Raw genomic sequence first — 12615 nt, forward strand, 5'->3', positions numbered from 1 at the left:
ATTACCTCATTTTCTTCAGTAATTTGTTGATATCTTCGCCGTGGTTACCAAGTACACCGCCCTGCTGGACTGTTCTCTTGATACCTGCGTGACCTTTCCTTGGAGGATGGAGCCTGAATACAGGTTTCAGCTTTGGAACATCCTTAAGAGTTGCATTTCCATCACAGACTGCCTGTGCAAATGACTTGATTGAGTCGTAGTCTGTGTTTTCTGCTACATACTCATCAGTAAGTCTTACGTCACCTTCAAGTCTTCCACGGTTTGCAAGCACCTCTGCAAGTGAATCTGCACTGATTACACCAAATGCAACATAGTCCTTTACTTTCTGGATCATTCCTGCGTTGTGAGGATTGTCAGCAAGGAGGACACAGTGGTTTACCTTGTGCAGACGGAGCATCTTAAGAGTATCCTTAATGTTACCCCTGACATTTACGTCACCACGTACCCTGATCAAAGCGTACATTTTAAGCCTCCTTCTTGCCATGGTTTGCAGGCATTCTTACAACACATGTGTTTTCCAGTGCGTTAAATGTAGCCTTTGCGAAGTTCAGGGTTGTTCTGGTAGTACCTTCAGTCCTTGTCCAGACATCTTTAATGCCTGCCTTCTCAAGAACTTTCCTTGCAGTGTCTCCTGCAGCAAGACCAAGTCCACGTGGTGCTGGTTTAAGCTCTACAAGAACACTGCCAGCCTTTCCACGTACCTGTGAAGGAACTGTGTGCTCAAGACCGCATGCGCATTCCCATGAACCGCATCCACGCTTTACCTTGATTATGTTGATCTTTGCGTTGCTGATAGCCTTCCTGATAGCAGGTCCGACCTGAACATCCTTTGCCTGTCCAAGACCGACAAAGCCGTTTCCATTACCAACAATAACTGTTGCTCTGAACTTTACACGACGTCCGGAGTCAGTCATTCTCTGGACCATGTTGATATCCAGAACCTCATCTTCAAGATCAGGTAAAAGGATATCGATAATCTGGGATTCCCTTACAGGAAGACCTGAATCGATTACCTCGTCCATGGAAGTGATCTGCCCTTCTTGAACGAGTTTTCCAAGTCTGGTTTGTGGAACCCATTCTTCTTCATATTCGTATGCCATGTAATCACCTAATTGAACTCTGCAGAGATCTTTTCCTTAACTGCATCAAACAGTTCAGGCAGATTTGAGTCTTCCATGTACTCTGCTACGTGTTCTCCTCTTACTCTCTCATCTGAAGGAAGAACAGATGAGTCATGAGGAATTTCGAATCCTGCATCTACGATGCCTTTCAAGGTTGCATATACACGTGATCCGGATGATGATGCCTGGAGTCCTATATCAAGAACGCCGTAATCATATCCCTTGCTCAGTGCTCTGTAACCGAATAACAGACCTGTAAGATATGCTGCTGTTGTGTTTCCGGTTGGTGCATCATATCCATATTTCTTAAGTTCTGTTGAAATTGCAGCTGAAAGAGTTTTGTCTCCTTCAGGTGTTGGAGCTACAAGCTGGACCTGCATGTGCCTTGAACTCTTGCGTACTACCACACGGTCTTCCTTTGAAAGGAGTAACCTCAATCTCTGGTGGTAATCAGTACGCCCTTCTCTTCGTCGCCTGAATGCGACTTTATATTTGGGTCCTGTTGCCATGATTATGCCTCGTGCTTTATGAGCTTAGCTGACTCAAGGTGTGCTTTAAGGTGAGCTACACTGCGGTATTCTCCACCCTTTGCCTTGCGGTAAACCTTACAATAGGTTGACCTGTCAAGTGAGCCATCTTCACGCATCTGTTTAAGTTCCTTTCTCAGAGCACGGATCTTCTTCATCCACTGCTCCTTGCGAGGATTACGTGCGCCCTTCTTACCTTTCCTCTTACCGTGTCCTTTACGGTGACCGTACTTGCGCTTTGCATCTCTTTCTCTTGCACGTCCACGGCTTACACCTTTTGCCTGGACTGCCTTGATGCTGCCTGCTGCAATGAGCTCACGGATGTCAGCTCTTGTGATAGCTACTGCAATATCTTCAGCGGCTTCCGGGTCAAGCCATACCCTGTTGACACCACAGCCCAATACTGCTGCAGCGATCCTCTTCTGGTTTGTCAGATCGGTCATCTTACTCGCCTCTTGTTGGGTTGAGGATCTTTATGGAAAGCTCTGCAGCCTTTGCCTCTATGAGTGCCTTCTTTCTTCCGCCTACTTTTGCAGCGATCCTGATAGCTTCCACCTCTGCATTGACATTGTCAAGCTGTGAAATGTTACAGACAAGGACTTCTGCATATCCGGATGGGTGTAAACCCTTTACAGCAGCAGGGCTTCCGTATCCTACCTGTACGATACAACCCTTTCCTTTGTAATGCCTGCGCTGCTTGCCCTGGATACCTCTTGGACGCCTCCAGTTTTCATCCAGACGCTTGTACTTGTGACCATCAGTTCTCCTGAACACAGGTTTTTTGAGCTTCTGGATTTTCCTTACCTTAAAAAGGCGTTTAGTTTTATCATCCATTCAAATCACCTACACTATCTTCTCCACAGTATATATTCCGTCCTGGAATACACGAGGGTCGAATCTCTTGATCCTTGTTGTCTGCTCGATGTTGGCAGCTGTCTGTCCTACATCTTCCTTGTTGTTACCTGTAACAACTACCTCGTCACCTGAAGCCTTTACCTTGGTCTCTCCGAGGATCTTTGCAGTTCTTGGCTTCTTCTCACCAAGGAAGTTGCCGATCGTCAACCTGTCCCCTTCAACCTTAAGCTGCATAGGGAAGTGAGAGTAAACGACCTTCATGCGATATTCGAATCCCTCGGAAACACCCTTTATCATATTTCTTATGTGAGATGCGAAAGTACCGACCATTGCTTTCTGAGTCTTCTTCATGACTGTAGAGTCCACAATGATCTCTGAACCTGCAACCTCTACCTTAACATCAGGGTACCAGAAGTCCCTTTCAATCTTGCCTTTTGGGCCTGTGACTGACAGGAGCTTACCCTGCATTGTGACGGTCACGCCTTCAGGGATTGCGATTGTTTTCTTTATTTCTTTTGCCATGTGACATCACTTCCATCAGTACACATATGCAAGTAACTGTCCACCGACGTTATTCTCACGTGCCTCGTACTGTGACATTACACCATTAGATGTTGTAAGTATCAGTGTTCCGAAGTTCTTTGCAGGAAGGAACTGTTTTTCCCATCTCTCAAAGTCTGCAGCACCTACTGAATAACGTGGTTTGATAGCACCACACTTGTTGATCCTACCAATGAGTTCTACCTTGTAAACACCCGCTTTACCGTCTTCGACAAATTCGAATTCACCTACATAGCCACGGTCCTGCATTACTTTCAGTACGGTGCCTATGAGTTTAGATGCGGGTTTGATGATACAGGAATCTTTACCAATTGCTTCTGCGTTCTTGATTGTAGACAAAGCATCAGCGAGTGGATCTAATAATACCATTTCTTTCACCTCACGTATACTTTTCAAATCCCATATCGTGGGCAACTTCACGGAAGCAGTGTCTGCAAAGGTAAATACCGTATTTCCTTACAAGACCCTGTTTTCTTCCACATCTCTTGCATTCGCTTGCTCCTCTTCCAAAGCTCTTTGTGGTTTGTACCATTTATATTACCTCCACGGAGTATTCGTCTTTGAAGAAAGCAATTGTATCCTCTTTTGTAATTCTGTGAGATGATGGGATCTTCCTCTTGACTATCCTTCTTTTGTTGATCCTGTAACCTGGACGGTTTACAACTACATTGATATCCATTCCAAAGATACCTATCTGCGGATCGTATTTCATTCCAGGGAAGTCAGTGTGTTCTTCAATACCAAAAGCAACGTTTCCGTATTTGTCGAACTGGGATAATCGAAGCTTGCTCTCTACAATACCAAGTGCTGTCTTAAGGAACTCTTCTGCCAGGTCAGATCTGAGTGTGACCTTACATCCAATTGGTTCATTCTTCTTGATACCGAATGCTGGAAGAGTCCTCTTTGAATAAGTCCTTACAACGGTCTGACCGGTAATCTCACTAAGAATTCCTTCAGCATCTACAAGGTGCTGACCACTTTCGCCGACACCCATGTGAACAACGACCTTTTCAACTACAGGTGTTCTCATTGGATTACTCAACTACCTCACCACCTAGTTTGATCTCAGGTTCCTTCTCGCCGATTACAACTACAAAGTCCTCGATTGTCTCGAACTCATAGTCACCGGAGATTGCGACTGTGTTGTGCCTGGAACTTCTTACGGTGTTGATTTCCTTGATGGTTCCAATCTCGCCAGTGTGCCTTCCACCGACAATCATTGCAAGGTTACCTACCTCATATTTCAGGTGCTTGACAATTGCCTTGTCAGGCAGGGAGAGGATAAGTGAATCCTTTGGTTTATAATCATTAGAACCTACGAGGTTTGTACCGTCATTAAGGTTAAGCTGTACAGCTCCACCTTTTATTATAGTCTTACCGTTAATTCTGCAAAGCTTGTTTGCATTTACATCTGCAAGCTTGTGAACTTCAAGTCTTCCCTTGCGGTCCAGAAGCATACGGTATGCCACATTTTCAAGAGGGATTGTAATTACGTCTAAAAGACCTACAGGGAACCTGAGATCCTTTCTGATGACACCATCAACAAGCACATTACCTTCGGAAAGAACGCGCTTTGCTTCTGCACGAGTATCTACTACACCCAGCATATCCCTGAGAACTACACCCAGAGGAATGCTCTGCTGCTTGTTATGTGGACCTGGCCTTGTTGATGTGATCCATTTGTTGGATTTCTTTGATATCTGCCAGCTGTTAGGGACAGATATTCTTTTCTGATGTTTGCCCACAAAATCACCTGTTATTGATTACTTCTTCTCTGCGTTTGTCTTTCATATCGAGGGTTGTGATCATCACATTTGAAGGGTAGACAGGTCTTGCAACCTCAGTTCCATCTGCCTTGGAAACGGTAACACCTTCTACAACGATGGTTCCGTGCTTCAGGGAAATTGCCTCTACCTTACCGGTTGTTCCTGCATGGTCCCCACGCATTACCTTCACAGTGTCACCAACGATAACGCTGGCACTGCGGCGGCCGTATTTGTCGCGGAGATCCTTGGAAAGAGAAGCACCCATGTACTTCTGTTTGATGTGCAGAGGAGCAGTATACCTTGCCTTTCTCTGTTTTCTTGGCTGATTTGTTACCATTATTCACACCTCACACTACAATAGATGCGGTTGTACCGATCTTTGGGAATCTTTCTGCAGCTTCCCTTGCAACCGGTCCCTTAAAGTCAGTTCCCTTTGGAATTCCATCCTTGTCAACAATGACTACCGCATTGTCTTCAAAAGCAACCCTCAGACCGTCTGGACGGCGGAACTCCTGCTTCTGGCGTACAACCACTGCAAGGAGAATCTGTTTGCGCATCTCCGGAGTTCCTTTCTTTACGGAAACAACGCACATATTGCCTATACCAGCCCTTGGGTATCTGTTCTTAACACCTCTGTAGCCCTTTACAGAGATAATCTCAACTACACGTGCACCTGTATTGTCTATACAGTCGATTTTAGCACCTGCGTTGAGTGCACGTGGAACGGTAGATCTTATACCCCTCATTCCTGTGCCTCCGCCTTGATGACTACATATGATTTTGTCTTACTAAGAGGTCTGCATTCTGCCACTGTCACAACATCTCCAACCTTTGCATCAATGCATGGAGGGTTGTGTGCGTGGATCTTGGATTGCCTCTTTTCGTATCTCTGATACTTTTTGATCAGCATTTCATGTTTACGCTGGATGACCACTGTCTTGTCCATTTTATCGCTTACAACGGTTCCTACAAGAACCTGTCCGCGAACTGGGAGTGTTCCATGGAATGGACAATTGACATCGTCACACTCCTCTTCAGGAGCAGGGACATCCAATCCAATATCTCTAACCATGATTATTACCTCATGTGTATTTTTTTATGTTCTTTGTCCTGTTCTCAGGTTGTGAGAGCAGAAGGTTTCCATTCACTTTAACATACCTCTCAGCATGCTTATCGGACAGATGGGCAGGAATCTGAAACACAAAGGTTGTACCGTTTTTTTGAACCATTTTATCAGTTCTATCCTTTGTTTGAATAATCAGCATATTCCTTGTTTCGTTGACCACTTTTCCACTTATGGCTTTTAGTGCAGAGTTAGAAGACCCTGCAACTTCCACCTGTAATCCGATTAGTTCATGGAAGACCAGATTTGAAGGAGTTATCTCCAAGTCAGATCTCCTTCATTTCCTTCTGGACGGTCTTTATCCTTGCAACGGTTTTCCTGAGTTCCCCGATTCTTCCAGGGTTGTCAGGCGCACCACCTGCAGATGAAAGAGCACGCTCGCGAATGAGCTCATCTCTCATTTTCTCAAGTTCGTCCATTCTTTCTTCCGGGGACATGTCCCGAATCTCGTTCATGCGAAGAATTGCCATTGCTTATCACTCCTTGTGAACACGTGCGACTGGGTGCCAGTAGTCATAGCCTTCGTGCTTATGCTGCCATACACCTTCAACCAGCCTGCGCTGTTCATCTCCGAGATCCTCTACCGGAATTGAATCATCAGATTCAGATGCCTCTTCTGCACAGGATTCTTCCTCAACTTCCTCAGCTGAAGCTTCTTCTGCGACTCCTGCTTCTGCAACCTCTTCGGCAACTTCCACTGTTTCCTCTTCGTCTGCAACCTCGCCTTCTGACTCCTTACCGACAAGTTCTGTGACATCAGCCTTTGCAACTTCTGGTGCAACTGCTTCTACAACCTCGTCAACAACATCGGCTCTGATATCAAAAGCATCAGGAAGTACAACTCCTGGAGGAATGATCCTTACTTTACATCCAAGGGTTCCCAGCTTCTTGACAGCTACTGCGAATCCCTCATCAACCATATCTTCAGCAGGTTTTCCAGCGTGCTTGATGTATCCGTCAACGAGTTTCTCAACCCTTGACCTTGCACCTGTCAACTTACCTGAAATAACTATCTCACAGCCCAGTGCACCGGAGTTCATAATAGCCCTGAGGGTATTATGACCGGCTTTTCTGAAATACCAGCCTCTTTCAATGGAAGAAGCAAGGCGTGTTGCCATCATCTGGGCATTGAGCTCTGGCTTTTTAACTTCCTGAGCATCGATCTGGGGGTTGTCCATATCGTACATTCTGTCGATATCGCGTGTAAGCTTACGGATGACCTTACCAGCTTTACCAATGACCATGCCTGGCTTCTCAGCATATACAGTGATCTGGGTACCCATAGGAGTACGGTTGATCTCCATTCCACCGTAACCTGCTTTGCTGAGCTGTTTTGCGAAATATTCATTCATTGAAGCTTTTACATATCCTTCCTGAACGAATTTCTTCTCTATTGCCATTAGCGCACCTCGTTCAAAATAATCTCAACGTTCACAGTATCTGTGTTACTTGGACTGCCACGTCCGCGTGCTCTTGGCCTCATACCATGGATCACACGTCCGCGTTTTGCAGCAGTATGTACAATGTACATGTGCTCAGGGTCAAGTCCCTTATATTCAGCATTGCTCTTAGCATTTTCCAGAATCTTAAGGAATGCCTCAGCAACCTTTACAGGATATCTGCCGTTTGCCATTGGACCTTTTCTGTGACCAGAACCATCACAGTGCCTCTTGAAAGGTACTGCCTGCTTCATAATCACTACATCTTCAAGGTACTTCTGGGCAACACTGGTACGCATGCCTTTGATCGCTTTACAGAGTTCACGTGACTTTTTCGGGGAGATGTGAAGCTCAGAACCCATTGCCTTTGAACTTACAGCAGGGTCCATCTCAATTGAATATCCAATTCTTGCCATTTATCTCACCTTACTTAAGTGGCACGAACTTGCTTGAACGGGTTGCTCCTACACCAGCGCTACCGTGAGATACTCTTGAGCGAGTTGGTGCGAATTCTCCGAACCTGTGTCCGATCATTTCAGGCTGAATCTCAAATGCCACAAATGACTTGCCGTTGTATACTTCTACAGTCTTGCTGACCATATCAGGGAAGATGATAATGTCCCTGTAGTGAGTCCTCAAGTTGTCTTTACCGTCTTTTAGCTGCTGGACAAGACTCTTCCTGCCTTCAGTGTAGCCCCTCTTAAGAGTGCGGCGTTCACGTGCAGGAAGCATGCCGATAAACTCATCGACGTCCAGAGCCTGGAGTTCTGCTACCGTCTTTCCACGGTAGGTATATTCACCTTTTCGTTTTGGTAATCTTGATGATGATTTCTTTGCCATGTATTAGCCTCCGGTTAACGCTTTCCGGTCCTGCGTGCTGCGATCTGACCTACCTTACGTCCAGGAGGTGCATTCCTTCCAACTGTTGTTGGCTTACCAGGGTGCTTGCGGTTACCTCCACCGAATGGGTGGTCAATGGTATTCATAGCAACACCTGATACACGAGGATATTTTGCAGCTCTTGTCTTCATCTTGTGGTACTTCTTACCTGCCTTAAGGAATGGCCTGTCGACCCTTCCACCACCAGCAACAATACCGATTGTTGCACGGCATTTAGGATTTAACCACTTCATCTCACCTGATGGCATCTGAACAACAGTCTTTCCACGGTCGTGGGACACAACTGTTGCATAAACACCTGATGCGCGTGCGAAGTGTCCGCCGTCATTTGGCTTGGACTCAATGTTACAGACGGGGATACCTTCCGGGATCTCTGCAAGAGGCAGGATGTTACCAGGTTTGATCTCAGCTGAAATTCCGCAGGCGATCTTCTCACCAATTGCTATACCTTCAGGAGCAAGGATCAGGCGCTCTTCACCATTCTCGAAAGAAACTTTGACGATTGGTGCTGAACGAGCCGGATCGTGTGTAATCTCAATAACTGTACCGTACAATGTGTCTTCTTCATCGACACGTGGGTGTTTAAGTGCAGCTTTGTACTTGTGTGATGGAGCCCTGTATGTAGGAGTTCCGCGACCCCTGTTCTGTGATATGATTCTCTTTGTCATTTATGTCCACCTCACATCAGGCCAATCCTGGTTGCGATCTCATGAGCAGCATCGACTCCTTCGAAAGTAACGACAGCTTTCTTAAGACCCTTCATTGTGCTCATTGTGCAGACAGATGTTACAGGGAATCCGTACATCTTCATTACATCGGCCTTGATCTGCTTCTTGTTTGCGCGGGAATCAACAATAAACTGGAGTTTGTTGTCTTCCAGCAACATCATTGCTTTTTCAGTAATAAACGGATATTTGATGACGCTCATTCGAACATCCCTCCAAGTGAGGATATTGCAGATTCGGTCCAGACGGTCAGCCTGCCTGCGTGTGTACCCGGTGCAAGAACTTCAGCGTTCAATGAATCGACTGAAACTACATCCACACCTGCAAGGTTCTTTGCAGACTTCATGATTGGACTGTCGCATGTTGCAACGATAAGAAGACTCTTCTTGTTCTTGAATCTCCTTCCTCTGAGCTTACCCTTTCCTGCACGAATGTTCCTTCCGTCCTTTGCACGGAGTACATCATCGTAAAGACCTGCATTCTGGAGGAAGCTTACTACATCCTTGGTCTTTTCAACATTCTCAAGTTCATCTGCAGCTACAAGAGGGAGCTGAGCTTCGAACCTGTGACCACGTGCCTTTACAAGTTCTGCATCTGATGTTGCAGCAATTGCAGAGCGGATGGCCATACGTCTTTCCTTTTTGTTGACCTTTTCAGTTCTGTCAGCTTCTGGCTTTGGTGGGTGTGCCCTTCTACCGCCTACTGCCTGAGGAATTCTTGCTGCACGACTGCCATTTGCAATCCTTGGAAGCTGTGCTACACCTCTTCCTGAACCCCATGAGCGTGCAGAGGTATCCATACCGGAATACATCCTAGGACCATATGGCTGGTACCTGTTACCCTGAGCTGCAAGAACTGCTCTTTTAATAAGGTCTGGTCTGTATACTTCATCGAACACAACAGGAAGTTCTACTTCACCTTTTGTGTTTCCTGATAAATCTATAATATTTGCTGTAACCATTCAGTTCACCCCTGCTTGGACTGTGTGCTTACGTGAACAATATCCGGTTCACCCATAGCAGGCACCTTTGACCTCATAGGATCTCTAAGTCTTACAAGTCTCTTTGAAGGACCTGGAATGCTACCCTTGATGAGGATGTATTCGCCACGAACAAGACCGTAGTTAAGGAAACCTCCAGCCGGAGTAATCTCTTCTCCATTTTCGCCTACCTTAAGAATACGCTTGTTGTATTCGGTCCTCTGGTGATAACCCATCTGACCCATCGCAGGTACCATCCATCTTACAATAGCAGGGCGGAAAGGACCGAGTGTACCTATCTGCCTGAGACTTCCCTGACGTGAGTGCTTGTTCTTCATCAGGTTGATACCCCATCTCTTAACAGGACCCTGAGTACCTTTACCGGTTGTAATAGCTGCTACGTCAACAAATGTACCTTCGTTGAATACATCAGTAATTTTGATTTCTGCACCAAGTACGGATTTTGCATACTCGAGCTTTGCCTTTACATCAGAACCGCTTACTGCCGTTTCCATGATATCTGCATTCTTCTTTGGAACACCAGTCAGCTTCTTTGGTAAAGTGTATGTGATGACCTTAATGTCAGTAACCTTACCTTCATCAACCAAACTTTCGAGCTTACCAAGAGCCTCTTCAGTGTTTGACTCTTTAGGAAGTAAGATTGTCTTTCCAAGACTCTCATCAAGATCAGCTGCCCATGCTTCAGAAAGTGCTCTCTCACCATAAGTGGAACTTCCGTAAGCGCGAATTGCAGCGACACGAACAGCAGGAGTTTCTACAACAGTTACAGGAACTGAGATCTCCATACCTTCTGTGAGACTGTTCTTTGTGTCATCAATCATTACCACATGAGTCATACCAACTTTATAGCCTGCAAAGTCCTGGAGCTTTGATTCTCCAGCTGCCTCTGGCCATGAGTTAAACCTTGGTACGTGGCTTTTTGCTCTAACGCGTGGACTGAAAGCGAGTGAACCTCGTTTTGGTCTATGTCCTTTTGCCATTATTATTCTCCTAATTTACACATTTTCTTCTTCAGATCCATGCAATTTTGCATAGACCTATTTACGCGAGAAAGTCAGGCAGGAACCAGAGAAACAGGAAGAAGACTAGATAAGGCGGACTCCACGTATTCAACGATACGCATTCAACGCCTGACCTGTACAATATTCCAGTCATCACCGGACCTTCGTAGCCCAAAGGAACTACTGAGGGTCATCTCGAAAAGATTTAAACATCCCAGTATTTTAACACCTTGTGTGTAAGCGGGCATTCTTGAAGAGGCCCAATTTATACTTCATGTTAAATCCGACTTTTCGCACTGTAATCTTAATACATGCAGAATTACATATTCCTACGTAATCTACCGTAGCGCCATTAAAGGAATATATTATATATAAAACCTTTGCAAGAACATAGAATAAAAATACAACGGCACATAGCTTATTGAGAGCATACTGCCCTTTTATTGAAAACATGCTTCTGATCGTATATCAACACTGCGTATGAACCACAAAACAGAATGAGTGACAAATTCAGAAAAAGAATAATTCAAATCATTTTACCTGATTAAATTATCCGGAATGATTTACATGTATAAATTATTACATAAAATGTATCACATAAACAACATATACTACAAATCATCAAATACAATTGAAATAAAACCAGGAGTTAAAAAGGTGGAAGTAAAAAAAGCTGTGATACCTGTTGCAGGAATGGGAACGAGATTCCTGCCAGCCACAAAATCAATGCCAAAAGAAATGTTGCCAATTATCGACATTCCCGTAATCCATTACGTCGTCGAAGAAGCTATTGCATCTGGTATTGATGATATTATATTCATCACAGGCAGGAGCAAGCGTTCTATTGAAGATTATTTTGATGATTCCCCTGAACTTGAGAACCACCTTCGCCAGAAGAACAATGAAAAACTCCTGAAGATCGTACAGAACATATCTTCTATGGTAGATATACACTATATCCGCCAGAAAGAACCTAAGGGACTTGGAGACGCAATCCTCACCGCCAAGAAGCATATAAACGAAGAACCATTTGCAGTTCTTCTTGGTGATGATATAATAGTGAACAAAAAACCATGTACAAAACAGCTTATTGATAATTTCATTAAATATGGCAGATCAACTATTGCAGTGGAAGAGGTCCCTATGGAAAAAACCGGTAGTTACGGAATTATTAAAGGCCACCCATTGGATGATTCCCTCTATATCCTGGAAGACATCGTAGAAAAACCTTCACCAGAAGAAGCACCTTCAAATATAGGTGCAATCGGAAGGTACGTATTCACTCCTGAAATATTGGACTGCATCAAACAAACAGATATTGGCGTAGGTAATGAGATTCAGCTAACTGATGGAATTCGTCTTTTGAATGAAAAACAAAAAGTCTATGCTTACAAGTTCACGGGTAAGAGATATGACACAGGTGACAAAGTAGAATACGTAAAGGCGGTAATTGACTTTGCTCTTAATAAAGAAGACATGAGAGAACAAATAAAAGAGCACATCTCAAACATTAACCTGTGATCTGTTTCAAGTTCTTGCAAACAGATACCCAAGTTAATCTAACAGCAATCAAAAATCTCACAGTATAATATATAGG

The 12615-nt window shown here is 44.7% G+C and carries 23 protein-coding genes; 1 reads left to right on the plus strand and 22 read right to left on the minus strand.

Annotation, left to right across the window (positions count from 1 at the left end; translation table 11 throughout):
• Position 1: 1 nt before the first annotated feature.
• The 22 genes from RE474_RS03545 to rpl3p are packed head-to-tail and all read right to left on the minus strand — an operon-like array spanning position 2 to position 10997.
• The gene (locus RE474_RS03545) at positions 2-463 is read right to left on the minus strand and encodes a 50S ribosomal protein L30 (protein ID WP_309311603.1); all 462 of its coding nucleotides are present in this window, start codon (positions 461-463) and stop codon (positions 2-4) included.
• 1 nt (position 464) lies between these two features.
• Positions 465-1100: a 30S ribosomal protein S5 gene (locus RE474_RS03550; RefSeq protein WP_309311604.1), complete on the minus strand. Its 636-nt coding sequence runs from the start codon at positions 1098-1100 to the stop codon at positions 465-467.
• 8 nt (positions 1101-1108) lie between these two features.
• Positions 1109-1630: a 50S ribosomal protein L18 gene (locus tag RE474_RS03555; protein WP_309311605.1), complete on the minus strand. Its 522-nt coding sequence runs from the start codon at positions 1628-1630 to the stop codon at positions 1109-1111.
• A gap of 2 nt (positions 1631-1632) precedes the next feature.
• Positions 1633-2091, minus strand: a complete 459-nt coding sequence (locus RE474_RS03560) for a 50S ribosomal protein L19e (protein WP_309311606.1) — start codon at positions 2089-2091, stop codon at positions 1633-1635.
• Position 2092: 1 nt separating this feature from the next.
• The gene (locus RE474_RS03565) at positions 2093-2482 is read right to left on the minus strand and encodes a 50S ribosomal protein L32e (protein ID WP_309311607.1); all 390 of its coding nucleotides are present in this window, start codon (positions 2480-2482) and stop codon (positions 2093-2095) included.
• Between the two features lie 9 nt (positions 2483-2491).
• A complete protein-coding gene (locus RE474_RS03570) occupies positions 2492-3025 on the minus strand; it encodes a 50S ribosomal protein L6 (protein WP_309311608.1) in 534 nt (177 codons plus the stop codon).
• Positions 3026-3040: 15 nt separating this feature from the next.
• Positions 3041-3433: a 30S ribosomal protein S8 gene (locus tag RE474_RS03575; protein ID WP_309311609.1), complete on the minus strand. Its 393-nt coding sequence runs from the start codon at positions 3431-3433 to the stop codon at positions 3041-3043.
• A gap of 10 nt (positions 3434-3443) precedes the next feature.
• The gene (locus RE474_RS03580) at positions 3444-3596 is read right to left on the minus strand and encodes a 30S ribosomal protein S14 (protein WP_091709280.1); all 153 of its coding nucleotides are present in this window, start codon (positions 3594-3596) and stop codon (positions 3444-3446) included.
• Positions 3597-4094, minus strand: a complete 498-nt coding sequence (locus RE474_RS03585; RefSeq protein WP_309312199.1) for a 50S ribosomal protein L5 — start codon at positions 4092-4094, stop codon at positions 3597-3599. It lies immediately after the preceding gene.
• A gap of 4 nt (positions 4095-4098) precedes the next feature.
• Positions 4099-4809: a 30S ribosomal protein S4e gene (locus tag RE474_RS03590; RefSeq protein ID WP_309311610.1), complete on the minus strand. Its 711-nt coding sequence runs from the start codon at positions 4807-4809 to the stop codon at positions 4099-4101.
• A gap of 4 nt (positions 4810-4813) precedes the next feature.
• Complete coding sequence (gene rplX / locus RE474_RS03595; protein WP_309311611.1) at positions 4814-5167, minus strand: 50S ribosomal protein L24; 354 nt, start codon at positions 5165-5167, stop codon at positions 4814-4816.
• Positions 5168-5177: 10 nt separating this feature from the next.
• Positions 5178-5576, minus strand: coding sequence for a 50S ribosomal protein L14 (locus RE474_RS03600; protein WP_309311612.1), 399 nt, complete (start codon positions 5574-5576; stop codon positions 5178-5180).
• Positions 5573-5902 carry a 30S ribosomal protein S17 gene (locus RE474_RS03605; RefSeq protein ID WP_309311613.1) on the minus strand — a complete coding sequence of 110 codons (330 nt, stop codon included), beginning with the start codon at positions 5900-5902 and terminating at the stop codon, positions 5573-5575. Before RE474_RS03605 ends, RE474_RS03600 begins: the two co-directional genes overlap by 4 nt.
• A gap of 10 nt (positions 5903-5912) precedes the next feature.
• Complete coding sequence (gene rnp1, locus RE474_RS03610) at positions 5913-6218, minus strand: ribonuclease P protein component 1 (RefSeq protein ID WP_309311614.1); 306 nt, start codon at positions 6216-6218, stop codon at positions 5913-5915.
• 1 nt (position 6219) lies between these two features.
• Entirely contained in the window at positions 6220-6423 is a 204-nt protein-coding gene (gene rpmC / locus RE474_RS03615) for a 50S ribosomal protein L29 (protein ID WP_309311615.1), read from the minus strand.
• A gap of 6 nt (positions 6424-6429) precedes the next feature.
• Positions 6430-7353: a 30S ribosomal protein S3 gene (locus tag RE474_RS03620; RefSeq protein ID WP_309311616.1), complete on the minus strand. Its 924-nt coding sequence runs from the start codon at positions 7351-7353 to the stop codon at positions 6430-6432.
• Positions 7353-7808 carry a 50S ribosomal protein L22 gene (locus tag RE474_RS03625; RefSeq protein ID WP_309311617.1) on the minus strand — a complete coding sequence of 152 codons (456 nt, stop codon included), beginning with the start codon at positions 7806-7808 and terminating at the stop codon, positions 7353-7355. The genes RE474_RS03620 and RE474_RS03625 overlap by 1 nt, the downstream gene beginning before the upstream one ends.
• Positions 7809-7818: 10 nt before the next feature.
• Positions 7819-8232: a 30S ribosomal protein S19 gene (locus tag RE474_RS03630; RefSeq protein WP_309311618.1), complete on the minus strand. Its 414-nt coding sequence runs from the start codon at positions 8230-8232 to the stop codon at positions 7819-7821.
• 14 nt (positions 8233-8246) lie between these two features.
• On the minus strand, positions 8247-8960 hold the full coding sequence (locus tag RE474_RS03635) for a 50S ribosomal protein L2 (RefSeq protein WP_309311619.1): 714 nt from the start codon (positions 8958-8960) through the stop codon (positions 8247-8249).
• An 11-nt stretch (positions 8961-8971) separates the two neighbouring features.
• Positions 8972-9220 carry a 50S ribosomal protein L23 gene (locus RE474_RS03640; protein WP_309311620.1) on the minus strand — a complete coding sequence of 83 codons (249 nt, stop codon included), beginning with the start codon at positions 9218-9220 and terminating at the stop codon, positions 8972-8974.
• Positions 9217-9978 carry a 50S ribosomal protein L4 gene (gene rpl4p / locus RE474_RS03645; protein WP_309311621.1) on the minus strand — a complete coding sequence of 254 codons (762 nt, stop codon included), beginning with the start codon at positions 9976-9978 and terminating at the stop codon, positions 9217-9219. The genes RE474_RS03640 and rpl4p overlap by 4 nt, the downstream gene beginning before the upstream one ends.
• 5 nt (positions 9979-9983) lie before the next feature.
• The gene (gene rpl3p / locus RE474_RS03650) at positions 9984-10997 is read right to left on the minus strand and encodes a 50S ribosomal protein L3 (RefSeq protein ID WP_309311622.1); all 1014 of its coding nucleotides are present in this window, start codon (positions 10995-10997) and stop codon (positions 9984-9986) included.
• A 678-nt stretch (positions 10998-11675) separates the two neighbouring features.
• On the opposite strand from rpl3p, the gene galU reads away from it, so the two are divergent.
• Positions 11676-12539: a UTP--glucose-1-phosphate uridylyltransferase GalU gene (gene galU, locus RE474_RS03655; RefSeq protein ID WP_309311623.1), complete on the plus strand. Its 864-nt coding sequence runs from the start codon at positions 11676-11678 to the stop codon at positions 12537-12539.
• Positions 12540-12615 lie beyond the last annotated feature (76 nt).

It is taken from the genome of Methanolobus sediminis (assembly GCF_031312595.1).
Classification (GTDB): Archaea; Halobacteriota; Methanosarcinia; order Methanosarcinales; family Methanosarcinaceae; genus Methanolobus; species Methanolobus sediminis.